Raw genomic sequence first — 25393 nt, forward strand, 5'->3', positions numbered from 1 at the left:
GTAGTGCCGCAGCTGTGATTTATTCCACAGTCACGGATTTAGCCAGGTTACGCGGCTGGTCCACGTCAGTGCCTTTAAGCACGGCCACGTAGTACGACAGCAATTGCAGCGGGATGGTGTAGAGGATCGGCGCCAGCACATCGTGGATATGCGGCATGTTGATCACATGGGTGCCTTCGCCGTTGCTCATACCGGCTTGTTCATCAGCAAACACAATCAGCTCGCCACCGCGGGCACGCACTTCTTGCAGGTTGGATTTAAGTTTCTCCAACAGCTCATTGTTCGGAGCAACGGTCACTACCGGCATATCGTTATCCACAAGTGCCAGAGGGCCGTGCTTCAACTCGCCCGCCGGGTACGCTTCAGCGTGGATGTACGAAATTTCTTTGAGCTTGAGTGCACCTTCCATTGCCACCGGGAACTGAGCGCCACGGCCCAGGAACAGGGTGTGATGTTTATCGGCAAACAATTCAGCCACTTTTTCAACCACCGAATCCATCGCCAGGGCTTCGCCCAGACGCGCTGGCAAACGACGCAGTTCTTCTACCAGCTGTGCTTCAACGCCCTCTTCCAGGGTGCCGCGCACCTGGCCCAGAGACAGGGTCAGCAGCAACAGGCCTACCAGCTGGGTGGTAAATGCCTTGGTGGAAGCCACACCGATTTCGCGACCTGCTTGGGTTAGCAGCGTCAGATCAGACTCACGAACCAGCGAGCTGATACCTACGTTGCAAATCGCCAGGCTACCGAGGAAGCCCAATTCTTTTGCATTGCGCAGTGCTGCCAGGGTGTCAGCGGTTTCGCCCGATTGCGAGATCGAAACAAAAAGGGTGTCCGGTTGCACCACAACTTTGCGGTAGCGGAACTCGCTGGCCACTTCAACCTGGCACGGAATGCCTGCCAGGCTTTCGAGCCAGTAACGGGCAACCATGCCAGCGTGGTAGCTGGTACCACAGGCGACGATCTGAACATTGCGAACCTTGGCGAACAATTCCTTCGCTTGTGGACCGAAAGCTTGAACCAGTACATGGTCAGCACCCAGGCGGTTTTCCAGGGTGCGTTGAACTACAGCTGGTTGCTCGTGGATTTCCTTGAGCATGTAGTGGCGATACTCGCCCTTGTCGGCCGCTTCGGCGCCATCGCTGTATTGCACGGCTTCGCGTTGAACGCTCTGACCGTTTACGTCCCAGATCTGCACGCTGTCACGACGGATTTCAGCGATATCGCCTTCTTCCAGGTACATGAAACGGTCAGTGACCTGACGCAGTGCCAATTGGTCGGAGGCCAGAAAGTTTTCACCCAGGCCCAGGCCAATCACCAGCGGGCTGCCGCTGCGGGCTGCAACCAGACGATCCGGTTGCTTGGCGCTGATCACAGCCAGGCCGTAGGCACCGTGCAACTCTTTAACGGTGGCCTTGAGGGCCTCGGTCAGGTCGCTGTGATCTTTGAGTTTGTGGTTTAGCAGGTGGGCAATGACTTCGGTGTCAGTGTCCGAGGTAAACACATAGCCCAAGCCTTTGAGCTGCTCACGCAGGGCTTCATGGTTTTCGATGATGCCGTTGTGCACAACAGCCAGATCGGAACCGGAGAAATGCGGGTGAGCGTTACGCTCGCACGGCGCACCGTGGGTGGCCCAACGGGTATGGGCAATGCCCAGACGACCGGCCAATGGCTCACCGGCCAGAGCTTGTTCCAGCTCGGCCACTTTGCCGTTGCGGCGCATGCGTTCCAGGGTGCCGTTGTTGGTGAAAACAGCCACACCTGCGCTGTCGTAACCACGGTATTCAAGACGTTTCAGGCCTTCCAGCAGAATGGCCGTGATATTACGTTCAGCGACTGCGCCAACGATTCCACACATAAAGTTCTCCTAGCTTAGGGCCGCGCATAACAATGTTATGCCCCGGGCCTGAATCTGTTCGCGTGCCTCAAGGGGCAGGCGATCATCGGTAATAAGGGTATGGACGCTGCTCCAGGGCAGTTCCAGGTTGGGTATTTTTCGACCAATCTTGTCCGACTCGACCATCACGATCACTTCACGCGCGACGTCAGCCATGACCCGGCTCAGACCCAACAACTCGTTAAAAGTTGTCGTGCCGCGCTGCAGGTCTATGCCGTCAGCACCGATGAACAGTTGATCGAAGTCGTATGAGCGCAACACCTGTTCGGCAACCTGTCCCTGAAAGGACTCGGAGTGCGGATCCCAGGTGCCCCCGGTCATCAGCAATACAGGCTCATGTTCCAGTTCACTGAGTGCATTGGCGACGTGCAGGGAGTTGGTCATCACTACCAGGCCAGGTTGCAGGCCCAGTTGTGGAATCATCGAGGCCGTGGTGCTGCCGCTGTCGATGATGATGCGCGCATGCTCTTTAATCAGACCAACCGCTGCACGGGCAATGGCTTGCTTATAAAGAGAAACTGGCTGAGGGACATCACTGACCAGTTCTTGCGGCATGGTGATCGCGCCGCCATAACGACGCAATAAAAGCCCGTTACTTTCGAGTGCAGCCAGATCCTTGCGAATCGTAACCTCAGAGGTTTCGAAGCGCTTGGCCAGTTCATCCACACTGACTTCGCCCTGCTCGGCAAGCATGGCCAGGATGTTGTGTCTGCGTTGTGGCGTATTACGTTTGGACATAACGGCTTAAGTTTCGTTTCGAAAGATAACGAAAGCAATGAAACCGTATCTCGAAACCTTCGTCAAGAAAATGTTGTGGGCTATTTTCTGTGAATAAGTCGATATGGGCCTGTATTCATTGGCCAAAACGCTTATTTAGGCCCGCAAAAAACAAAGCCTTATCCACAGGGCGTGAATAAGGCTTTAGGTAACTCATTGATTTAAAACAGTTATAGGATGACTTGTTAATAACCTTAAATCATCATCGCCTTTCTGTGGATAACTTTAAATCAAGGCTTTGGCTGTTTGACCGGACGCTTCCAGCCATCAATATTGCGCTGGCGCGCACGACCAACGGCCAGTTGCTCCGCGGCAACATCCTGATTGATGGTCGAGCCTGCAGCAGTGGTAGCACCGTTGGAGATATCCACAGGTGCAACCAACGAGTTGTTCGAACCAATAAATACATCAGCGCCCAACACGGTCTTCCACTTGTTGGCGCCATCGTAGTTGCAGGTGATGGTGCCAGCACCGATATTGGTGCGCGGGCCGACCTCGGCATCGCCCAGATAAGTCAGGTGACCGCATTTGGCATCTTCACCCAAGTGGGCGTTTTTCAATTCGACAAAGTTACCCACATGGGCACGGGCATCCAGCACACTGCCCGGGCGCAGACGAGCGAACGGTCCGGCATCACTGTTCTCGCCCATCACGGCACCGTCGAGATGGCTATTGGCCTTGACCACAACACCTTTGCGCAAGGTGCTGTCCTTGATTACGCAATTCGGACCGATGACCACGTCGTCCTCAATAACCACGCGACCTTCAAGAATCACGTTGATATCGATCAGCACATCACGACCCACGGTGACTTCACCGCGCACATCGAAACGCGCCGGGTCACGCAAGGTCACACCCAAGGCCATCAGGCGACGGGCTTCGCGCAACTGGTAATGACGTTCCAGCTCACTGAGTTGTTTACGATCATTGGCGCCCTGCACTTCCATCGGGTCAAGGGCATGCTCGGTGGCCACGACCAAACCATCGCTGACCGCCATGGCGATTACGTCGGTCAGGTAGTACTCGCCCTGTGCGTTGTTGTTCGACAGACGGCTCATCCAGTCAGCCAGGCGACGGGTCGGCAAGGCGAGGATCCCGGTGTTGCCTTCGGTAATTGTACGTTCGGCTTCGGTTGCGTCCTTGTGCTCAACAATCGCACACACCTTGCCATCCGCATCACGCACGATACGACCATAACCAGTCGGGTCGGCCAGGTTGACGGTCAGCAGGCCCAGTTGCTCGGGGCCAACTTGCTTGAGCAGACGTTGCAGGGTCTCGACCTCGATCAGCGGTACATCGCCGTACAGGATCAACACGTTTTCTGCGGTCAGAAATGGTAGTGCCTGAGCCACGGCATGGCCGGTACCCAGTTGCTTGTCTTGCAGCACAAAGTTCAGGTCATCAGCAGCCAGGCGTTCACGCACCAGTTCGGCTCCGTGACCAATGACGACGTGGATGCGGGTCGGTTCAAGCTGACGAGCGCTGTGGATAACATGGCCAAGCATGGAGTTGCCTGCCACGGGGTGCAGAACCTTGGGCAGGGCAGAACGCATGCGGGTGCCCTGACCTGCGGCGAGAATAACGATATCGAGAGACATGACTGGCTACCAATCCTGGGTGGTCAGCGGTTGCGACCAAAAAGTATTTCGCGGAAAAAGAAAAAGGGTAGCCGAGGCTACCCTTTTTAATCAATCACACAATAAGACAGGAGGCTTAGCCGCCAAACTTCTTGCGGATTTGCTGGACGGTGCGCAGCTGAGCTGCGGCTTCGGCCAGACGTGCAGCAGCAGATCCGTAATCGAAATCTGCGCCTTTTTCGTTCAGTGCCTTCTCGGCAGCCTTTACGGCTTCCTGAGCGGAGGCTTCATCCAGGTCGGCAGCACGTTGCACGGTGTCGGCAAGAACCTTGACCATGTTCGGCTGAACCTCGAGGTAACCACCGGAGATGTAAAACACCTCCGATTCCCCGCCCAGCTTGATCAGGCGGATCGGACCTGGCTTGAGTTCAGTGATCAGCGGAGCGTGACCCAGAGCGATACCAAGATCACCCAGGCTGCCGTGCGCAATCACCATCTCGACCTGACCGGAAAAGATTTCTCCTTCCGCACTGACGATATCGCAATGGACTGTCATCATATTAGCCATCTGATTGCCTCAACCTGATTAGCGCCCGTTGCCGGGCGCTGGAATTACAGTTTCTTGGCTTTCTCGATCGCTTCTTCGATGCCGCCGACCATGTAGAACGCTTGTTCTGGCAGGTGGTCGTAGTCACCGTTGAGGATGCCTTTGAAGCCAGCAATGGTGTCTTTCAGGGAAACGTATTTACCCGAAGCGCCAGTGAAGACTTCAGCCACGAAGAACGGCTGAGACAAGAAACGCTGGATCTTACGAGCGCGGGATACCAACTGCTTGTCGGTTTCCGACAGCTCGTCCATACCCAGGATCGCAATGATGTCCTTCAGTTCTTTGTAACGCTGCAACACGTACTGAACGCCGCGAGCGGTGTCGTAGTGTTCCTGGCCAATTACGTTCGGGTCCAGCTGGCGCGAAGTCGAATCCAGTGGATCTACTGCTGGGTAGATACCCAGGGAAGCGATGTCACGGGACAGAACGACGGTAGCGTCCAAGTGGGCAAACGTGGTCGCAGGCGACGGGTCAGTCAAGTCATCCGCAGGTACGTATACCGCTTGGATCGAAGTGATCGAACCGTTTTTGGTCGAAGTGATGCGCTCTTGCAGAGTACCCATCTCTTCAGCCAGAGTCGGCTGGTAACCTACTGCCGAAGGCATACGGCCCAGCAGTGCGGATACTTCAGTACCGGCCAAGGTGTAACGGTAGATGTTGTCAACGAACAACAGTACGTCGTTACCTTCGTCACGGAACTTCTCGGCCATGGTCAGGCCGGTCAGTGCTACGCGCAGACGGTTACCCGGCGGCTCGTTCATCTGACCGTAAACCAGTGCCACTTTGTCCAGTACGCTGGAATCCTTCATCTCGTGGTAGAAGTCGTTACCCTCACGGGTACGCTCGCCCACACCAGCAAACACAGAGTAACCGCTGTGTTCCATGGCGATGTTACGGATCAGTTCCATCATGTTTACGGTTTTGCCTACACCGGCACCACCGAACAGACCAACCTTACCGCCTTTTGCAAACGGGCAGATCAGGTCGATAACCTTGATACCGGTTTCCAGCAGGTCGTTGCCGCCAGCTTGCTCAGCGAAGGACGGTGCTGGGCGGTGAATGCCCCAACGCTCTTCGGTGTCAATCGGGCCAGCTTCGTCGATCGGGTTGCCCAGAACGTCCATGATCCGGCCCAGGGTAGCTTTACCTACTGGAACGGAGATGGCTGCGCCAGAGTCGGTGACTTCCAGACCGCGCTTCAAGCCCTCGGTGGAACCCATCGCAATGGTACGAACCACGCCGTCGCCCAGCTGTTGCTGAACTTCCAGAGTGGTTCCGGCCGCGCTTTGTACTTTCAGCGCGTTGTAGATGCTCGGTACGTTTTCGCGTGGAAATTCCACGTCGATCACGGCGCCGATGATTTGAACGATACGTCCGCTACTCATAGCTGGATCCTCTGAATATTTGAACCGTTAAACCGCGGCAGCGCCGCCGACGATTTCCGAGATCTCTTGGGTGATCGCAGCCTGACGCGCCTTGTTGTAGATCAGCTGCAAATCGCTGATCAAGTCACCGGCGTTATCAGTGGCGTTCTTCATTGCGATCATCCGCGCAGCTTGTTCAGCTGCACTGTTCTCGACCACCGCCTGGTACACCTGCGACTCCACGTAACGCACCATCAAGCCGTCTAGCAGCTCTTTGGCATCCGGTTCGTAGAGATAGTCCCAGTGGTGCTTGAGTTCTTGATCCGGGGTCGCCACCAGTGGAATCAATTGCTCCACAGTAGGCTGTTGCGTCATGGTGTTGATGAACTTGTTGGATACCACGGACAGGCGGTCAATACGGCCTTCCAGGTAAGCATCCAGCATCACCTTAACGCTGCCGATCAAATCATTGATCGACGGTTCTTCACCCAGATGGCTGATAGCAGCGACGACGTTACCGCCGAAGTTACGGAAAAATGCCGCACCTTTGCTGCCGACCACGCACAGATCAATCTCGACGCCGTTTTCACGGTTTACCGCCATGTCCTTGACCAAAGCCTTGAACAGGTTGGTATTCAAACCACCGCACAAACCACGGTCACTGCTCACAACCACATAACCCACACGCTTAACTTCGCGGTCGATCATGAACGGGTGGCGGTATTCCGGGTTGGCGTTGGCCAAATGCCCAATAACCTGGCGGATACGCTCCGCATAAGGACGGCTAGCAGCCATGCGCATTTGTGCCTTGCGCATTTTGCTGACCGCCACTTTTTCCATGGCGCTGGTAATCTTTTGCGTGCTTTTGATGCTCGCAATCTTACTGCGAATCTCTTTTGCGCCTGCCATGTAACACCTATCAGGTTAGCAAGCGGGAGCCTTGCGGCTCCCGCTGCGGCTTACCAGGTTTGGGTGGCCTTGAACTTCTCGATACCGGCTTTGATGCCAGCGTCGATTTCGTCATTGAAGTCACCTTTAACGTTGATCTTCGCCATAAGCTCGGCGTGATCGCGGTTGAAGTAAGCAATCAGCGCTTGTTCAAAGCTACCGACCTTGGTGATTTCGACGTCAGTCAGGAACCCACGCTCAGCGGCATACAGCGACAGCGCCATGTCAGCGATCGACATTGGTGCGTATTGCTTCTGCTTCATCAGCTCGGTAACGCGCTGACCATGCTCAAGTTGCTTACGGGTCGCTTCGTCCAGGTCAGAAGCGAACTGGGCAAATGCTGCCAGTTCACGGTACTGAGCCAGAGCGGTACGGATACCACCGGACAGCTTCTTGATGATCTTGGTCTGAGCGGCACCACCCACACGGGATACCGAAACACCGGCGTTCACTGCAGGACGGATCCCGGAGTTGAACATGGCCGATTCCAGGAAGATCTGACCGTCGGTGATGGAAATCACGTTGGTCGGAACGAACGCGGAAACGTCGCCAGCCTGGGTTTCGATGATCGGCAGTGCGGTCAGGGAACCGGTTTTGCCGGTCACTGCGCCGTTGGTGAACTTCTCTACGTATTCTTCGGATACGCGGGATGCGCGCTCCAGAAGACGGGAGTGGAGATAGAACACGTCGCCTGGGTAAGCTTCACGGCCTGGTGGACGGCGCAGCAGCAGGGAAATCTGGCGGTAAGCCACTGCTTGCTTGGACAGATCGTCATAAACGATCAGCGCGTCTTCACCGCGGTCGCGGAAGTATTCGCCCATGGTGCAACCGGAGTACGGTGCCAGGAACTGCAGCGCTGCGGATTCGGAAGCACTGGCAGCAACGACGATGGTGTTAGCCAGCGCGCCGTTTTCTTCCAGCTTGCGAACCACGTTGGCGATGGTCGATTGCTTCTGACCGATCGCTACGTATACACAGAAAATGCCGCTGTTCTTCTGGTTGATGATCGCGTCGATCGCCAGAGCGGTTTTACCGATCTGACGGTCACCGATGATCAGCTCACGCTGGCCACGGCCGACAGGGATCATGGCATCGACAGCCTTGTAGCCAGTCTGTACAGGCTGGTCTACCGACTTACGCCAGATCACGCCTGGAGCAACTTTCTCGACTGCATCAGTCTCGGTGTTGCCCAGTGGACCTTTGCCATCAACTGGGTTACCCAGTGCGTCGACAACGCGACCCAGCAGTTCCTTACCAACCGGAACTTCCAGGATACGGCCAGTGCACTTGGCGCTCATGCCTTCAGCCAGAGTCGTGTATGCGCCCAGTACTACGGCACCTACAGAGTCTTGCTCGAGGTTGAGAGCCATACCGAAGACGCTGCCCGGAAACTCGATCATCTCGCCGTACATTACGTCGGCCAGACCGTGAATCCGCACAATACCGTCAGATACGCTGACGACAGTGCCTTCGTTACGGGCTTGGGAGGTCACATCGAGTTTTTCGATGCGGCCCTTGATAATTTCACTTATTTCGGAAGGATTGAGTTGCTGCATTGCTCTGCTGCCCCTTCAAACTCAAGATTTCAATGCTTCGGCAAGGCTTGCGAGTTTCCCGCGAACCGAGCCATCGATAACCAGGTCGCCGGCGCGGATGATGACACCACCTATAAGGCTGGCATCCTCCGCAACTTGCAGGCGCACTTCCCGGTCGAGTCGTGCACTGAGAACCTTGGCGAGTTTGTCTTGCTGTTCTTGGTTCAATGCAAAAGCACTGGTGACTTCAACGTCTACCGACTTCTCTTGTTCGGCCTTGTACAGGTCAAACAGAGCGGCGATCTCCGGCAACAGCGGGAGACGGTCGTTTTCGGCAACGACGTTGATGAAGTTCTGTGCTTCTACAGTGAACTTGTCGCCGCACACGTCAATAAACGTGGCGGCCTTTTCTGCGCTCGTCAGTCGCGGGGCCTTGAGCACGCGCTGCATAGTGTCGTCTTGCGACACTGCTGCAGCCAGGCCGAGCATGGCTGACCAAGAGGCCAGTTGCTGGTGGGCCTGGGCGTGCTCGAAGGCTGCCTTAGCGTAAGGTCGGGCCAACGTGGTCAATTCTGCCATGATCGCCCTCGCTTAAATTTCAGCAGCCAGTTTAGTAACCAGCTCCGCGTGCGCGTTTTGATCGATTGTGGCACCCAGGATCTTCTCTGCGCCTTCAACAGCCAGGGTACCCAGTTGGGTACGCAGGGCGTCTTTGACGCTGTTCAGTTCCTGTTCGATCTCGGCCTGAGCCTGAGCCTTCACACGGTCAGCTTCAACGCGAGCCTGTTCACGGGCTTCGTCTACGATCTGAGTACCGCGTTTCTTGGCTTGCTCAATGATTTCAGCTGCTTGAGCCTTAGCTTCGCGCAGTTGTTGACCCGCTTTATCTTGGGCCAACTCCAGGTCGCGAGCTGCTCGGTTAGCAGCGTCCAGTCCAGCCGCAATCTTCTTCTGACGTTCTTGCAATGCCGCGATGACCGGAGGCCACACGAACTTCATGCAAAACAGTACAAAAATGAAGAACGCAACGGACTGGCCAATCAGGGTTGCATTAATGTTCACGCCAACACCTCGCTCGTTCGTTGTCCATCACTCTAATCAACTCGAAAATTCGAGTGATTAGCCAGCGAGTTGACCAACGAAAGGATTAGCGAAGGTGAAGAACAGTGCGATACCAACACCGATCATGGTTACGGCGTCGAGCAGACCGGCAACGATGAACATTTTAACTTGCAGCATTGGAACCATTTCTGGTTGACGCGCTGCGCCTTCCAGGAACTTGCCACCCAACAGGCCGAAACCAATTGCGGTACCCAGTGCGCCCAGGCCGATCAACAGTGCAACAGCGATAGCGGTTAGACCAACTACAGTTTCCATCTTTCCTCCCGACTTTTACGTCGTATGGTTTAGGTTTTTAGATTAAAGCGGTAAAACAAAATCATTTTGCGACGCCCTCTCACCCGAAGGTGAGAGGAGCACCAGATTCGCCGAAGCGGATCTTAGTGATTATCTTCGTGTGCCATCGACAGGTAGACGATGGTCAACATCATGAAGATGAACGCTTGCAAGGTGATGATCAGGATGTGGAATACAGCCCACGCCCATTGCAGCACCACGCCCAGACCGCTAAGCCAAAGCAGGCCGCTGCCGAACATCACGGCGATCAGGATAAACACCAGCTCGCCAGCGTACATGTTGCCGAACAGACGCAGAGCCAACGAAATAGGCTTGGCAATCAACGTCACGAATTCGAGCAGGAAGTTCACCGGAATCAGCAGCGCCTGAACAAAAATGTTCTTGCTGCCGAATGGGTGCAGGGTCAGTTCACCGATAAAGCCACCGATGCCCTTGATCTTGATGCTGTAGAAGATGATCAGTGCAAACACCGACAGGGCCATGCCCATGGTCGCGTTTGGATCAGTCGTCGGTACGGCACGGAACGGGAAGTGTTCATCGCCAGTGATCAAGATGGCCAACTGAGGAATCCAGTCAACCGGGATCAAGTCGATGGCGTTCATCAGGAACACCCACACGAAAATGGTCAGCGCCAGCGGTGCGATTACTGCACTGCGACCGTGGAAACTGTCTTTTACGCTGCCATCAACGAATTCCACCAGTACTTCAACGAAGTTCTGCAGTGCGCCTGGCTGACCGGAAGTTGCCTTCTTGGCCGCCATGCGGAATACGAGGATGAAAATCAGACCAACAAACAGCGACCAGCCGAGGGTATCGACGTGGAACGCCCAAAAGCCCATTGCTTTAGCTTCTGCAACGGTGTGGGCAAAGCCCCAGCCGCCATCAGGTAGCTGCCCAAAGGTCAGGTTCTGTAAGTGGTGCTGGATATAGCCCGAAGCGGTTGTTTCTGCCATGGTTGCCTCAAACGCCCTAAGGTCTCGAAAGTGTTGTTCTCATTAGCAGGGGAGCGAACCAACTGACCAGTTGGGTCAGCACGAAGACACCGAATACTGCTAACGGCGCCAATGGCTTCACACCTGCAAACGTCAGCGCGAACAGCACTGCCGTCAAAATTAACTTGCCTGCCTCACCGGCGTAAAACGACCGGACGATGGCTTGCGCTGCTCGGGCGCCGGAAAACCGAAAAGCCCTGTGAGCAAAATACACATTGGGTAGCAAAGCTATCAGGCCTCCGCAGAGTCCTGAATATCCGGCGACGACTCCATGCCATTGCCAGAGCCCCAGAGCAGCCAGCAATAAAACGACAAATTGAGCCAGCAAAACCGGAAAAACCGCCAAGCGATGGAACGGCAAGCGGTTTGGCGTGCGGGTTTCCATCACAACTGCTCCTCAAAGGTCGGCTACCAAAAACAGAAAACTTGGCATAATTTGTGCCGACAAAATGCGCGCAGAGTATAGGGGCGACGAAGCCCCTATTCAACTGTCAGGTAGTGATTTCCGACTGCGCGCTACATGAGGAATTGTTTCAGCGGATGTGAGCAAGCACTCCTTGCAGCTCATCCAGGGAATTGTAACCAATCACTAACTGGCCTTTTCCCTTCTTTCCGTGGCGGATCTGCACCGCAGAGCCCAGCCGCTCAGCCAGACGCTGTTCGAGTCTGGCAATGTCCGGATCGGTTTTAACCGGTTCCGCGGGTTCCTGTTTGCCACTCAACCACTGGCGAACCAGGGCTTCAGTCTGACGTACCGTCAGGCCTCGTGCGACAACGTGTCGCGCCCCTTCAACCTGCTGAGCATCAGGCAAACCGAGCAATGCCCGCGCATGACCCATTTCCAGGTCACCGTGGGACAGCATGGTCTTGATCACTTCCGGTAACGAAATCAATCGCAACAAGTTAGCCACAGACACCCGGGACTTACCCACAGCGTCGGCGACTTGCTGTTGAGTCAGCTGGAACTCTTGCTGCAAACGCTGCAAGGCGACAGCTTCCTCGATCGGATTGAGGTCTTCACGCTGAATGTTCTCGATCAACGCCATCGCAATGGCGGTTTCGTCCGGCACGTCTTTGACCATCGCCGGGATTGTGTCCTTGCCGGCCTGTTGGCTGGCGCGCCAGCGACGTTCACCGGCGATGATCTCAAAGCGGTTACCTTCGATCGGGCGCACCACGATCGGTTGCATCACGCCCTGGGTGCGGATCGAGCTGGCCAGTTCTTCAAGCGCCTGCGGATCCATGTCGCGACGAGGCTGGTACTTGCCGCGCTGGATCAGGTCCAGGGGCAGGTGCTGCAGTTCGCTTTGATCAACCTTGACCGCTTGCTCTTCCAGCGAGCTGACCGTAGGACCACTCAGGAGTGCATCCAGTCCGCGTCCGAGACCTCGTTTCTTGACGGCCATGGAAATTCCTTAAGTTGGCTGAGGCGTGCGGGTAGAACGACGTTGACGACGAACCAGCTCGCCCGCCAGGGCAAGGTAAGCAATCGCGCCACGGGAATTTTTGTCATACGCCAGCGCTGGCATGCCATAGCTTGGCGCTTCGGCCAGGCGGATGTTGCGCGGAATCACGGTGTCGTAGAGCTGCTCGCCGAAGTGTTCCTTGAGCTGCGCCGAAACATCGTTCATCAGGCTCAGGCGCGGGTCGTACATGGTGCGCAGCAGGCCTTCGATCTTCAGGTTCGGATTGAGCAGCTCGGCGATGCGCTTGATGTTATCCACAAGGTCGCTCAGGCCTTCGAGTGCAAAGTACTCGCACTGCATGGGGATAATCACCCCATCGGCCGCCACCAGGGCATTCAAGGTCAGCATCGACAACGACGGCGGGCAATCGATCAGGATGTAATCGTAGCTTTCGCGAACCGGGGCCAGCGCTGTACGCAGACGGCTTTCCTTCATCTGCATTTCGAGCAGCACGACTTCAGCCGCGGTCAAATCGCGGTTGGCGGGAAGCAACTGGTAACCACCGTGCTCGGAGATGTGCATGGCCTGGGCCAGGTCGCATTCACCGATCAACAGGTCGTAGACCGAATTCTCAAGACCGTGTTTATCCACACCGCTACCCATGGTGGCGTTGCCCTGTGGATCAAGGTCAATGAGCAGCACGCGGCGCTTGGTCGCGACCAGCGATGCTGCGAGGTTGATACAGGTGGTGGTTTTACCCACACCACCTTTTTGGTTCGCTATTGCGAATACCTTAGCCATTCTTGCTTGCGTTCCCAATCATGCCGTGCGGCGCAGTATCAGCAGATGGCGTTGGCCTTGGCAACCCGGAACGGTCAAGGCGTGTTCGCCATCGAGACGAAAATCAGACGGCAATGCTACCAGCTCATCGGCCGGATGAACGCCCTTCATTGCCAACCAGCGGGTTTCGCTGTTGCCAAGGTGGCGCGTCCAGTTGCTGAAGTTCTCCATGCTGCTGAAAGCCCTGGAAACAATTCCGTTGAAAGGCTGCTCAGGCTGGAATTCTTCGACGCGACTGTGGATAACTTGCAGGTTATCCAGCTTCAGCTCGAGTTTTACCTGGGTCAGGAAACGGGTTTTCTTGCCGTTGCTGTCCAGGCAGGTCACTTGCGACTCGGGAAACAGGATCGCCAGGGGAATACCCGGCATGCCGCCGCCACTGCCCACATCCAGCCAACGGCCATTTTCGATGAAGGGCATCACGCTCAGACTGTCGAGCAAATGACGCGACACCATCTCGTCCGGGTTACGCACAGCCGTGAGGTTGTAGGCCTTGTTCCATTTGATCAACAGGGCCAGATAACCCAGCAATTGCTGATGCTGATGCTCGGTCAGTGCGACGCCCAGCTGGCGTGCACCTGTGGATAACTCTTCGGCGTGTTGTGCGGTTACCAGCGAACTCAAGCGTTTTGCTCCAACGTGCGGCCAGCGCCGCGCTTTTTCAGGTGAATCATCAACAGGGAAATTGCCGCAGGGGTCACACCCGGGATACGCGAAGCCTGGCCCAGGGTCTCGGGACGTGTGGCGCCCAACTTGCTCTGAATCTCTTTCGACAGACCGGAGATGGTCGTGTAATCGATATCCACAGGCAGCTTGGTATTTTCACTGGCACGCAGACGGGCAATTTCGTCTTGTTGACGATCGATATAACCGGCGTACTTGGTTTTGATCTCAACCTGCTCGGCAACCAGCGGGTCTTCTGCCCCCTGCCCGGTCACTTCAACCAGGCCGGCGTAATCAATTTCGGGGCGGGTCAGCAGGTTGAGCAAATTGTATTCATGGGTCAGCGGTGTGCCGAACTTGGCAGCAATGGCATCACCCTGCTCGGTACCTGGACGAACCCAGGTACTTTTGAGGCGTTGTTCTTCCTGCGCGATGCTTTCGCGCTTGGTGCAGAAAGCCGCCCAACGAGCGTCGTCGACCAGGCCCAGTTCGCGGCCTTTTTCAGTCAAGCGCATGTCGGCGTTGTCTTCGCGCAGGATCAGGCGGTATTCGGCGCGGGAAGTGAACATCCGGTACGGTTCTTGAGTACCCAGGGTAATCAGGTCGTCGACCAATACGCCGATGTACGCCTCATCCCGGCGCGGGCACCAGCTTTCCTTGCCCTGTGCGAGCAATGCCGCGTTGGCGCCAGCCAGCAAACCCTGGGCGCCGGCTTCTTCGTAACCGGTGGTGCCGTTGATTTGCCCGGCAAAGAACAAGCCGCCAATCACCTTGGTTTCGAGGCTGTACTTCAGGTCGCGTGGATCGAAGTAGTCGTACTCGATGGCATAGCCCGGGCGCACGATATGGGCGTTTTCCATACCGCGAATCGATTGCACGATCTGGATTTGCACGTCGAACGGCAAGGAGGTGGAAATCCCGTTCGGGTACAGCTCGTGCGTGGTCAAACCTTCCGGCTCGATAAAGACCTGATGGCTTTCCTTGTCGGCAAAGCGATGGATCTTGTCTTCAATCGACGGGCAGTAACGCGGGCCAATACCTTCGATCACGCCTGAATACATCGGCGAACGATCAAGGTTGGAGGCAATGATTTCGTGAGTGCGGGCGTTGGTATGGGTAATCCAGCAGCTGACCTGGGCCGGGTGCTGTTCCTTGTTGCCCATGAACGACATGACAGGAATCGGTGTATCACCCGGTTGCTCGGTCATTACCGAGAAATCCACAGAACGGCCATCGATACGCGGTGGCGTCCCGGTTTTCAGGCGACCGACTCGCAGGGGCAGTTCACGCAGACGGTGTGCCAGGGCAATCGAAGGTGGATCACCGGCCCGACCGCCCGAGTAATTCTGCATGCCGATGTGGATAAGTCCACCGAGGAAAGTGCCTGTGGTCAGAACCACGGCATCAGCCATAAAACGCAGGCCCATCTGGGTCACTACGCCACGGACTTGATCCTGTTCAACGATCAGGTCATCAGCGGCCTGTTGAAATATCCACAGGTTGGGCTGGTTTTCCAGGATTTCGCGTACGGCGGCCTTGTACAGGATGCGGTCGGCCTGTGCACGGGTCGCCCGTACTGCCGGGCCTTTGCGTCCGTTGAGTACGCGGAACTGAATACCGCCTTTATCGGTGGCTATCGCCATCGCGCCGCCAAGGGCATCGATTTCTTTAACCAGATGGCTTTTACCAATCCCGCCAATTGCAGGATTGCAGCTCATTTGCCCGAGGGTTTCCACGTTGTGGGTCAACAGCAGGGTTTTCACACCCATACGTGCTGAAGCAAGTGCAGCCTCGGTTCCGGCGTGACCGCCGCCGATGACGATCACTGCAAAACGGGAAGGGAAATTCACCACGCACCTCGTGCCTGTTACTAGGGGTTTTTTGGATAGACCGCGAAGTATAGGGACTTCGCCCTTCTTAAAGAACCCTTTGCACAAAATTTAACCAGCTGTGGATAAGGGCAAGATAGATAAATAAATAGAGAAGAAATTTATAAAGCTTTGTTTTTATGTTTATTTCTACTGAGGCACCTTTCTGTGGATAGATTGCTACAGGCTATATTTTACGTACTGTACAGAGGATCAAAAGTCTGTGGTTATGCACTGATGAGGGGTTGGGATAAGTGCTTTAAGCCTGTGGGTAAAACAGGTGCTTATCCACAGGGGTGGTTATCTTCAGTTTTCAGACCTACTTACCCACTGACCTGAGGGCCAGTTATGCACAGGGCTTATTCCCGTGTTTGGGTGCTTTCGAGCCAATAAACAGGCAGCCGAAAAACGCTTGAAGGTGCAATCCGGCAAGCGGTCGGACGTTCGGTCAATGATTAATGTGATAAACGGTAGCCAACAGCCCCGTTAGACGGGGCAAAGCAGCCAGCCTGTGGGTGAGGCCATGAGCCTGTGGGTAATTCCGATTGCGGCCAGAAACACATCATCGTGTGAGGTAACGATCAGAGTGCCCGGGTAATGCTTGAGCATGCTCTCCAGGGCTTGAACGGAAGGCAGATCCAGGTGATTGCCCGGTTCATCGAGCAGTAACAGCTGTGGTGGGGATTGTGTATAAAACACGCAGGCCATCGCCGCTTTCAAGCGTTCACCGCCACTGAGCCGATGGGATGGCAGGTTGGTACGATCGGCATTAAGGCCCAATTGCGCCAGCCGGGTACGTAATTCTCCTTCACTCAGTTGCCGGTTAAGTGACTGCAACTGCTCAAGAACTGACCGAGCCGGTTCCAAAACGCCCAGGTGCTGGTCGAGGTAAGTGCTGGTGACCAGGGTCCTGGCCTGACCGGAAACAACCGTTAGTTGCCCGGCCAATACCTTGAGCAAGGTCGACTTGCCGCAGCCGTTCGGGCCGGTCAAGGCAATGCGCTGGCCTCGCGTAACGGCAAGATTGATCCTGCGCAGTTGTTGCGCCCCATAAGGCAGGCGGGCCTCTATCAACTCGGCAATTTGAGCCGGCGAGCCAGAGCAAGGCTGCGGCGCAGAGATAAAGATGGCCTGCTGCTCTTCTACCTGATTCGCAGCCTGACGGACCTGCACAGATAATTGCTCGCGAGCCGCATCCTGCTGTACCCGCAACTTACCGCTGCTGGCCTGGCTGCGCTCCTTTTGCCGGCCCAGCAAAATCTTCGCCTGATTGGCGTCAGCGGCCTGTTTCCGGCCACGGGATTGTTTGCGCTCAAGACTTTCTCTTTGCTCACGCAGGGTCTGTTCCTGACGCTTGCGCTCCAGCCGGTATGCCGCCAGCTGTTGTTGCGCCGCTTGCAGTTGCCCGGTTTTGGCCTGTGCATAAAACGAGTAACCGCCGCCGTAACTGGTGAGGCCCTGTGGTGACAGCTCAACGATGCGCTCCATATTTTCCAGCAAGGCGCGATCATGGCTGATAACAAGTAATCCTTCTGGCCACTGCTGCAACTGTTCATGCAGGGCAAGTCGATGCTGGTGATCCAGATGATTGGTGGGCTCATCCAGGATCAACAGATCGGCTTTCGACAAAAAGGCGCCCAGCAGAGCCACGCGCATGGCTTCACCACCGCTGAGTGCTGATGCAGGAGTCGAAAGGGTCAGGTGTGCAAGCTTGTTGCGGCTTAGCTGATCGAGCAGTTGCTGGCGGATATTCCAGCGTTCGCCCACACAGTCAAAGTCCGCTTGGGCGCTGCTGCCCCGCTCTATTCGCTCAAGGGCGCTAATGACTGGTTGCACGCCAGCAAGCTCGGCAAGGGTGTGATTGGGGTCATGGCTGACTTGCTGCGTCAGGTAATACACCGTGCCATTACGGATGCAGTGGCCGGTTGAGGGCAAGATATCCCCTGCCATGATGCGCGCCAATATGCTCTTGCCCACACCATTGCGCCCTACCAGGCCGGTGCGGCGCTGGTCGAGATGCAGATCAATATCTGAAAACAGGGAACTGCCATCGGGCAGATGATAAGAAACGCCTTGCATCGTTACAGAGGTAACGTGAGCCATACGCACTCCAGAGATGCACAGATCTACCCCCTGTTGCAGGGGAATCAAGAACTGGCCGCAAGCATCGCGGCGGCATCAATGGCGCATCGGACTAATACCTCGTGTGAATGTGGATAACTGTAGCAGCTGCCGTAGGAACGAGGCTGCGTTCGGCGACGTAGTCGTCGTAAATCCTGAGCTCCGGTTTTAACTGGCACACCACAGTGTCTGATTTTACGACGGCTGTGCCGCCGGACGCAGCCTCGTTCCTACGGCAGCTGCTACGAGGGTCATTTACCGATACAGAAGCTGGAGAAGATCCGTCCCAGCAGGTCATCCGAACTGAATGCCCCGGTAATTTCGCCAAGGGAATGCTGTGCCTGGCGCAAATCCTCGGCCAATAGCTCTCCTGCACCCGCCAGGGTCAGTTGTGCCCTGCCATGCTCAAGTGCCTTGCTGGCGTGCTGCAATGCCTCCAGATGGCGGCGGCGTGCGCTGAAGCTGCTCTCCGAGGTCTGCTCATAGCCCATGCAGGCCTTGAGGTGTTCCCGCAGCAGGTCCAGGCCTTCTGTAGATCTGGCACTCAGGCTGATGGTGACATGGCCATCTTCACTGACTTCAAGGGCTACATTCTCACCGCTTAGATCCGCCTTGTTGCGGATCAAGGTCACCTTCGCCGGATCCGGGCGTTGTTCAAGAAACTCTGGCCACAGGGCAAACGGGTCATCAGCTTCCGGTGCCGTGGCATCAACCACCAGCAATACCCTATCAGCTTCACCAATGGCCTTGAGTGCGCGCTGCACGCCAATTTTCTCAACCTGGTCATCGGTGTCGCGCAGACCGGCGGTGTCGACAACGTGCAATGGCATGCCATCGATGTGGATATGTTCGCGTAACACATCACGGGTAGTACCCGCGATTTCGGTCACGATCGCCGCTTCACGCCCGGCCAGGGCATTGAGCAGGCTCGATTTTCCAGCATTGGGCCGCCCGGCAATCACCACGGTCATGCCGTCGCGCAGCAAAGCACCCTGGCCGGCTTCGCGCTGTACGGTGGATAACTCTTCACGAACCTTGTCGAGCATACCGAGCACATGGCCATCGGCGAGGAAGTCGATTTCTTCTTCCGGGAAATCAATCGCTGCTTCGACATAGATACGCAAACCGATCAATTGCTCGGTCAAGTTATGCACACGTTGAGAGAAAGCACCCTGCAAGGAACGTAATGCGTTACGCGCAGCCTGTGCAGAACTTGCCTCGATCAGGTCGGCAATCGCCTCGGCCTGGGCCAGGTCGAGCTTGTCATTCATAAAGGCCCGCTCGCTGAACTCCCCCGGACGGGCCAAACGGCAGCCCAACTGGATGCAGCGCTGCAGCAGCATATCCAGAACAATCGGACCGCCGTGGCCCTGCAGTTCAAGGACGTCTTCGCCGGTAAAGGAGTTGGGCCCGGGGAAGTAGAGTGCTATGCCTTCATCCAGCACTTCGCGGTTGTCGCCGTAAAAAGGGCCGTAATGGGCATAGCGCGGTTTTAGTTCGCGTTCGCTGAACGCTTTGGCCGCAACACGGGCGAGTGGGCCGGAAATACGTACGATCCCCACACCACCTCGGCCTTGGGCGGTCGCTACTGCAGCAATAGTCTCTGCCGGAACACTCATAAAACAGGCCTCAAAACAAAAGTGACGGATAGCAAAACGCCCCACTAGGGGGCGTTTTGAGTGGTGCGTATCAGAGTAAGTTACTCAGCGACTTTTTTGGTAGCCGCTTCGACTTTACGCGTGATGTACCACTGTTGAGCGATGGACAGGCAGTTGTTCACAACCCAGTACAGCACCAGACCAGCCGGGAACCACAGGAAGAAGAAAGTGAAGATGATTGGCATCAGCTTCATCACCTTGGCCTGCATCGGATCCGGCGGAGTCGGGTTCAGACGCTGCTGGATGAACATGGTTGCGCCCATGATGATCGGCAGAATGAAGAACGGGTCTTTGATCGACAGGTCGGTAATCCAGAGCATGAACGGCGCCTGGCGCATTTCAACACTTTCCAGAAGTACCCAGTACAAGGACAGGAAGACCGGCATCTGCACCAGAATCGGCAAACAGCCGCCCAGTGGATTGATCTTCTCTTTCTTGTACAGCTCCATCATCGCTTGCGACATTTTCTGGCGGTCATCACCGAACTGCTCTTTCAGAGCGGCCAGTTTTGGTGCCACAGCGCGCATGCGGGCCATCGACTTGTAGCTGGCGGCCGACAGAGGGAAGAAGATCCCTTTGATCAGCATGGTCAGGAAGATGATCGACCAGCCCCAGTTACCGACCAGGCTGTGGATATGTTGCAGCAGCCAGAAGATAGGCTGGGCAATGAACCACAGGATGCCGTAGTCAACCGTCAGTTCCAGGCCTGGGGACAACTCTTTGAGTACACCCTGGCTTTTCGGACCGGCGTACAACGTAGCGCTGGTTTCAGCGGTTTTGCCCGGTTCAACAGTCAATGTTGGGCCAGTGAAACCGATGATGTAGTTGCCTTGGTTGTCTTTGCGGGTCTGAACGACGTTGTTATCGCCTTTCTGAGGGATCCACGCGGTCACAAAGTAGTGCTGCAACCAGGCAACCCAGCCGCCTTGTACGGTTTCTTTCAGCTGAGCCTTGTCGATATCTTTCATCGACACTTTTTTGTACGGCTCTGCACTTGTCCACAGGGCAGCGCCCAGGTAAGTCGCAGTACCGGTGGCGGTGCTGGAAGAAGGATCGGAGCTGGCATCACGCTTCAATTGCGCGAACAGGTTGCCGTTCCACGGCTTGCCGCTCTCGTTATCAATCAGATAGCTAACTTGTACATCGTACAAACCACGCTTGAGCGTGAAACGTTTGATGTAGTTGATGCCGTTTTCGCTGAATTTCAGATCAACAACCAGTTGATCCTGACCTGGGGCCAGTTCGTAGGTCTTTTTCTCGGTGCTGAAAACAGGACGACCTGACGGACGGGCGTCCGGGCCATCAACGCCTGTCAGGCCACTTTGGGCCAGATAGGTGCGTTCGTTGCCGTTATCGAACAACTGGAAAGGAACATCCGGGTGATCCTGGCGACGTGGATAAAGCGGCAGACGCAGCTGGGCAATATCACCACCCTGTGGATCAATCGCGATATCCAGAACATCCGTTTTTACGTGGATGAGGTCTTTGCTTGCAGCCACCGGGGTTTCAGTCGGTGTGCTGGTATCGGTATTGGCGCTGGGTACATCGGCACTGTTTGCAACGTTGTTACCTGAAACCGTATCGGGCAAAGCCGGTGCGGTGGTGCTGGCGGCAACATTCTGAGTCGGCAGGGCAGCTTGGCCGTAGTCCTGGTTCCATTTCAGAACCATAACGTAGGACACGACTGCGAGAGCGACGATCAGGATCGTGCGTTTAATATCCATGATTACTCGGCCATCAAGAAGAACGGGAGGTAGGGATAGGTGGAACCGGGTCGTAACCACCGGGATTCCACGGGTGACAGCGACCTAAACGACGAAAGGTCAGCCAGCCGCCGCGCAGAAGGCCATGATTTTCGATGGCTTCCAACGCGTAGCAGGAACAACTGGGGTAGAAACGGCAGTGGCTGGCCATCAAAGGACTAATGGCATAACGATAAAACTGGATCGGAACGAGTGCCAGTTTACGCATCAGGACTGCCTACCCCTACAGTTTCGGTTTTAACCGCTGGAACTGGCGTGTTACGGGCCAGACGCTTCCAGAGTTTGCCGAAATGCTGAATCAATTCGGGGTTCTCTACGTCACCCAAACCTTTGCGCGCGACGATAACGATATCCCAACCAACCAGTAAATCCTGGTGGAGACGAAACGATTCACGCATCAAACGCTTAAGGCGATTGCGCTCAACGGAGAGCTTTACGCTCTTTTTCCCGATCACTAACCCCAGGCGGGGGTGATCAAGATCGTTGCTACGCGCAAGGAGCAGGAGATTTTTCCCCGGAACCTTGCCGGTGGGGGAGTCAAAGACTGCCTTGAAATGTCGGGGAGTGAGTAACCGCTTTTCCCGACTGAAGTCCTGACTCACCACCATTGTCTGATTATCAAACTGCCAGACGTGCACGGCCTTTGGCGCGGCGACGCGACAGGACTGCACGGCCGTTTTTAGTAGCCATGCGAGCACGGAAACCGTGAGTGCGGGCGCGTTTGATAGTGCTTGGTTGGAAAGTACGTTTCATGTCGTGCTACCTGGTTCGTCCACAACGGGCCGGAATGGCCCCCGTTTTAAGAGACCGGCGATTCTAGAGAATGCAAGCCGATAGGTCAATTTCCAACCAACGTTTACTGCTAAATAGATGTTTGCCGTTTTGCACCAGTCTTGTGCCTGCCAACTATAGAAATAAAAAAACGAAGTATTTAAAGCTCTTTTAAAGAACTTACTACTCTTATAGAGCCGTTCTGCTGTGGATAACTCTATGCAGCCCTTGTAGAGCAAGGTTTTCAGAGAACAGAAAGGTTGTCCACAAGCGGTGCTTTGCCTGTGCTGCACCCTCGGAAAAGCTGTGCATGAAAGGGCTACTTATCCACAGCCGTGTTATGCACAGAGTTTTACCCCCACTTGTGCAACGAGCTCAGGCCCGCTTATCCACAGACCTTATGCACATACCATTTGTCGCTTTGTTCACAGTAAAAAGCCTGTCAACGCCTTATATGCAGGTCAGCTACATGTGGATAAGTGGGGCGGCGGTCGCTACAATGGCGCCTGTTTTTGCCTCACCGGCTTTCAACTTAGGGGATATCCGTGTCAGTGGAACTTTGGCAGCAGTGCGTGGAGCTTTTGCGCGATGAGCTGCCTGCCCAGCAATTCAACACCTGGATCCGTCCACTACAGGTCGAAGCCGAAGGCGACGAGTTGCGTGTGTATGCACCCAACCGATTCGTTCTCGACTGGGTTAACGAAAAATACCTGAGCCGTTTGCTTGAACTGTTGAATGAGCACAGCAATGGCATGGCGCCAGCGTTGTCCTTGTTAATAGGCAGCAAACGCAGCTCGGCGCCTCGTGCTGCCCCCAATGCGCCCTTGGCTGCATCGGCTTCTCAACAAGCCCCGGCGCCGAGCGCGCCTGCGCCTGCAGTCTCTGCACCCGCGCCCAAGCAGTCCGAGCCCGCCAGCGAAGAGCCTTCGCGTGCCAGCTTCGACCCGATGGCTGGCGCCAGCTCGCAGCAAGCACCCGTGCGCGCCGAACAGCGCACCGTTCAGGTTGAAGGTGCCCTGAAGCACACCAGCTACCTGAACCGCACCTTTACCTTTGAAAACTTCGTCGAGGGCAAGTCCAACCAACTGGCCCGCGCTGCGGCGTGGCAAGTGGCGGATAACCCCAAGCACGGTTACAACCCGCTCTTCCTTTATGGCGGCGTAGGTCTGGGTAAAACTCACTTGATGCACGCGGTGGGTAACCACCTGTTAAAAAAGAACCCGAATGCCAAGGTCGTATACCTGCATTCCGAGCGTTTTGTAGCTGATATGGTTAAAGCCCTGCAGCTCAATGCCATCAACGAGTTCAAGCGCTTCTACCGATCGGTCGATGCCTTGCTTATCGATGACATTCAATTCTTTGCGCGCAAGGAACGGTCCCAGGAAGAGTTCTTCCACACCTTCAACGCCCTGCTTGAAGGCGGTCAGCAAGTGATTCTGACCAGTGACCGTTACCCGAAAGAAATCGAAGGCCTCGAAGAGCGTCTGAAGTCGCGCTTTGGCTGGGGACTGACGGTTGCCGTCGAGCCGCCGGAGCTAGAGACCCGCGTAGCGATCCTGATGAAGAAGGCCGATCAGGCCAAGGTTGATCTGCCCCATGATGCAGCCTTCTTTATTGCCCAGCGCATTCGCTCCAACGTGCGTGAGCTCGAAGGCGCGCTCAAGCGCGTTATCGCTCACTCGCACTTTATGGGCCGCGACATCACCATCGAGCTGATTCGCGAGTCCCTAAAAGACTTGCTGGCGCTGCAAGACAAACTCGTCTCTGTGGATAACATCCAGCGCACCGTGGCCGAGTACTACAAGATCAAGATCTCGGACTTGTTGTCCAAGCGCCGTTCGCGCTCGGTAGCGCGACCACGCCAGGTCGCCATGGCACTGTCCAAGGAACTGACCAACCACAGCCTGCCGGAAATCGGCGATGTGTTTGGCGGTCGCGATCACACCACGGTTTTGCACGCATGCCGCAAGATCAACGAACTCAAGGAATCCGACGCGGACATCCGCGAGGACTACAAGAACCTGCTGCGAACTCTGACAACCTGATGACACCAGCGCAGCTTATTAAGGCAAGGGACTAGACCATGCATTTCATCATTCAACGCGAAGCCCTGTTGAAACCCCTGCAACTGGTCGCCGGCGTAGTAGAACGCCGCCAGACCTTGCCGGTATTGTCCAACGTGCTGTTGGTTGTCGAAGGCCAGCAACTGTCGCTGACCGGTACTGACCTTGAAGTCGAGCTGGTCGGTCGGGTGCAACTTGAAGAGCCGGCCGAGCCAGGCGAAATCACCGTGCCTGCGCGCAAGCTGATGGATATCTGCAAAAGCCTGCCCAACGATGCACTGATCGACATCAAACTTGATGACAACAAACTGGTGGTCAAGGCAGGCCGTAGCCGCTTTACCCTGTCGACGTTGCCGGCCAACGATTTCCCGACGGTTGAAGAAGGTCCGGGTTCGCTGACCTGCAGCCTGCAGCAGAGCAAGTTGCGTCGTCTGATCGAGCGCACCAGCTTTGCCATGGCCCAGCAGGATGTTCGTTACTACCTCAACGGTATGCTGCTGGAAGTGTCGGCCGGGATCATCCGTGCCGTAGCTACCGACGGTCACCGTTTGGCCATGTGCTCGATGAAAGCCGATATCGGCCAACCAGACCGTCACCAGGTGATCGTACCGCGCAAGGGTATCCTCGAGCTGGCGCGCCTGCTGACCGAGCCAGACGGCGAAGTGAGCATCGTTCTGGGTGCACACCACATCCGTGCGACCACCGGCGAATTCACCTTTACCTCCAAGCTGGTAGACGGAAAGTTCCCGGACTACGAGCGCGTTCTGCCTAAAGGCGGTGACAAGGTGGTGATCGGTGACCGTCAGGCACTGCGTGAAGCGTTCAGTCGTACCGCGATCCTATCCAACGAAAAGTACCGCGGTATTCGCCTTCAACTGGCCAATGGCCAGCTGAAGATCCAGGCCAATAACCCGGAGCAGGAAGAAGCGGAAGAAGAAGTTGGCGTTGATTACAACGGCGGCTCCCTGGAGATCGGCTTCAACGTGAGCTACCTGCTGGACGTACTGGGCGTCATGACCACTGAACAAGTGCGTCTGATCCTGTCGGACTCCAACAGCAGCGCCCTGGTCCAGGAGTCGGACAACGACGACTCGGCCTACGTTGTCATGCCGATGCGCCTGTAACTTATG

24 protein-coding genes are annotated in these 25393 nt (G+C 55.8%); 2 read left to right on the forward strand and 22 right to left on the reverse strand.

Annotated features, from left to right (window positions below; genetic code table 11):
* Positions 1-19 precede the first annotated feature (19 nt).
* The 22 genes from glmS to rpmH all read right to left on the reverse strand — a co-directional run bounded on the left by glmS (position 20) and on the right by rpmH (position 22182).
* The gene (gene glmS, locus HBN79_RS18305; protein ID WP_094999571.1) at positions 20-1855 is read right to left on the reverse strand and encodes a glutamine--fructose-6-phosphate transaminase (isomerizing); all 1836 of its coding nucleotides are present in this window, start codon (positions 1853-1855) and stop codon (positions 20-22) included.
* Positions 1856-1864: 9 nt separating this feature from the next.
* Positions 1865-2632, reverse strand: a complete 768-nt coding sequence (locus tag HBN79_RS18310) for a DeoR family transcriptional regulator (RefSeq protein ID WP_088378585.1) — start codon at positions 2630-2632, stop codon at positions 1865-1867.
* 269 nt (positions 2633-2901) lie between these two features.
* Positions 2902-4269: a bifunctional UDP-N-acetylglucosamine diphosphorylase/glucosamine-1-phosphate N-acetyltransferase GlmU gene (gene glmU, locus HBN79_RS18315; protein ID WP_094999572.1), complete on the reverse strand. Its 1368-nt coding sequence runs from the start codon at positions 4267-4269 to the stop codon at positions 2902-2904.
* Positions 4270-4384: 115 nt separating this feature from the next.
* The gene (locus HBN79_RS18320) at positions 4385-4804 is read right to left on the reverse strand and encodes a F0F1 ATP synthase subunit epsilon (protein ID WP_029611653.1); all 420 of its coding nucleotides are present in this window, start codon (positions 4802-4804) and stop codon (positions 4385-4387) included.
* 56 nt (positions 4805-4860) lie between these two features.
* Positions 4861-6240 (reverse strand): F0F1 ATP synthase subunit beta, encoded by a 1380-nt coding sequence (gene atpD / locus HBN79_RS18325; RefSeq protein ID WP_016782877.1) that lies wholly within the window; start codon positions 6238-6240, stop codon positions 4861-4863.
* A 27-nt stretch (positions 6241-6267) separates the two neighbouring features.
* Complete coding sequence (gene atpG, locus HBN79_RS18330; protein ID WP_003438003.1) at positions 6268-7128, reverse strand: F0F1 ATP synthase subunit gamma; 861 nt, start codon at positions 7126-7128, stop codon at positions 6268-6270.
* Positions 7129-7178: 50 nt separating this feature from the next.
* Complete coding sequence (gene atpA / locus HBN79_RS18335) at positions 7179-8723, reverse strand: F0F1 ATP synthase subunit alpha (protein WP_086799496.1); 1545 nt, start codon at positions 8721-8723, stop codon at positions 7179-7181.
* A 21-nt stretch (positions 8724-8744) separates the two neighbouring features.
* Positions 8745-9281: a F0F1 ATP synthase subunit delta gene (locus tag HBN79_RS18340; protein WP_016782875.1), complete on the reverse strand. Its 537-nt coding sequence runs from the start codon at positions 9279-9281 to the stop codon at positions 8745-8747.
* Positions 9282-9293: 12 nt separating this feature from the next.
* Positions 9294-9764 (reverse strand): F0F1 ATP synthase subunit B, encoded by a 471-nt coding sequence (locus HBN79_RS18345; RefSeq protein WP_169916989.1) that lies wholly within the window; start codon positions 9762-9764, stop codon positions 9294-9296.
* A gap of 57 nt (positions 9765-9821) precedes the next feature.
* Positions 9822-10079 (reverse strand): F0F1 ATP synthase subunit C, encoded by a 258-nt coding sequence (gene atpE / locus HBN79_RS18350; RefSeq protein ID WP_002555987.1) that lies wholly within the window; start codon positions 10077-10079, stop codon positions 9822-9824.
* Between the two features lie 122 nt (positions 10080-10201).
* Positions 10202-11071, reverse strand: a complete 870-nt coding sequence (gene atpB / locus HBN79_RS18355; protein ID WP_086799500.1) for a F0F1 ATP synthase subunit A — start codon at positions 11069-11071, stop codon at positions 10202-10204.
* A 16-nt stretch (positions 11072-11087) separates the two neighbouring features.
* Positions 11088-11495, reverse strand: a complete 408-nt coding sequence (locus HBN79_RS18360; protein WP_003437994.1) for a F0F1 ATP synthase subunit I — start codon at positions 11493-11495, stop codon at positions 11088-11090.
* 148 nt (positions 11496-11643) lie between these two features.
* Positions 11644-12516, reverse strand: a complete 873-nt coding sequence (locus HBN79_RS18365; RefSeq protein ID WP_094999574.1) for a ParB/RepB/Spo0J family partition protein — start codon at positions 12514-12516, stop codon at positions 11644-11646.
* 9 nt (positions 12517-12525) lie between these two features.
* Positions 12526-13317 (reverse strand): ParA family protein, encoded by a 792-nt coding sequence (locus HBN79_RS18370; protein WP_094999575.1) that lies wholly within the window; start codon positions 13315-13317, stop codon positions 12526-12528.
* Between the two features lie 18 nt (positions 13318-13335).
* Positions 13336-13980, reverse strand: a complete 645-nt coding sequence (gene rsmG, locus HBN79_RS18375) for a 16S rRNA (guanine(527)-N(7))-methyltransferase RsmG (protein ID WP_094999576.1) — start codon at positions 13978-13980, stop codon at positions 13336-13338.
* Positions 13977-15869, reverse strand: a complete 1893-nt coding sequence (mnmG, locus tag HBN79_RS18380) for a tRNA uridine-5-carboxymethylaminomethyl(34) synthesis enzyme MnmG (RefSeq protein WP_016782869.1) — start codon at positions 15867-15869, stop codon at positions 13977-13979. Before mnmG ends, rsmG begins: the two co-directional genes overlap by 4 nt.
* A gap of 504 nt (positions 15870-16373) precedes the next feature.
* Positions 16374-17990, reverse strand: a complete 1617-nt coding sequence (locus HBN79_RS18385; protein ID WP_169916990.1) for an ABC-F family ATP-binding cassette domain-containing protein — start codon at positions 17988-17990, stop codon at positions 16374-16376.
* 269 nt (positions 17991-18259) lie between these two features.
* Positions 18260-19627, reverse strand: a complete 1368-nt coding sequence (gene mnmE, locus HBN79_RS18390) for a tRNA uridine-5-carboxymethylaminomethyl(34) synthesis GTPase MnmE (RefSeq protein ID WP_169916991.1) — start codon at positions 19625-19627, stop codon at positions 18260-18262.
* An 80-nt stretch (positions 19628-19707) separates the two neighbouring features.
* A complete protein-coding gene (gene yidC, locus HBN79_RS18395) occupies positions 19708-21390 on the reverse strand; it encodes a membrane protein insertase YidC (RefSeq protein WP_094999579.1) in 1683 nt (560 codons plus the stop codon).
* A 13-nt stretch (positions 21391-21403) separates the two neighbouring features.
* Positions 21404-21637 carry a membrane protein insertion efficiency factor YidD gene (gene yidD, locus HBN79_RS18400; protein WP_019828647.1) on the reverse strand — a complete coding sequence of 78 codons (234 nt, stop codon included), beginning with the start codon at positions 21635-21637 and terminating at the stop codon, positions 21404-21406.
* Positions 21630-22031 carry a ribonuclease P protein component gene (gene rnpA / locus HBN79_RS18405; RefSeq protein ID WP_019828646.1) on the reverse strand — a complete coding sequence of 134 codons (402 nt, stop codon included), beginning with the start codon at positions 22029-22031 and terminating at the stop codon, positions 21630-21632. Before rnpA ends, yidD begins: the two co-directional genes overlap by 8 nt.
* 16 nt (positions 22032-22047) lie before the next feature.
* Positions 22048-22182 carry a 50S ribosomal protein L34 gene (rpmH, locus tag HBN79_RS18410; RefSeq protein WP_003213577.1) on the reverse strand — a complete coding sequence of 45 codons (135 nt, stop codon included), beginning with the start codon at positions 22180-22182 and terminating at the stop codon, positions 22048-22050.
* Positions 22183-22745: 563 nt separating this feature from the next.
* Here rpmH and dnaA point away from each other — a divergent pair.
* Both dnaA and dnaN read left to right on the forward strand, forming a co-directional pair.
* A complete protein-coding gene (dnaA, locus tag HBN79_RS18415) occupies positions 22746-24245 on the forward strand; it encodes a chromosomal replication initiator protein DnaA (protein ID WP_094999580.1) in 1500 nt (499 codons plus the stop codon).
* 38 nt (positions 24246-24283) lie between these two features.
* Positions 24284-25387: a DNA polymerase III subunit beta gene (dnaN, locus tag HBN79_RS18420; RefSeq protein WP_169916992.1), complete on the forward strand. Its 1104-nt coding sequence runs from the start codon at positions 24284-24286 to the stop codon at positions 25385-25387.
* Positions 25388-25393: the final 6 nt, after the last annotated feature.

It is taken from the genome of Pseudomonas sp. WS 5051 (genome assembly GCF_012985715.1).
GTDB classification, from domain to species: domain Bacteria; phylum Pseudomonadota; class Gammaproteobacteria; order Pseudomonadales; family Pseudomonadaceae; genus Aquipseudomonas; species Aquipseudomonas bubulae.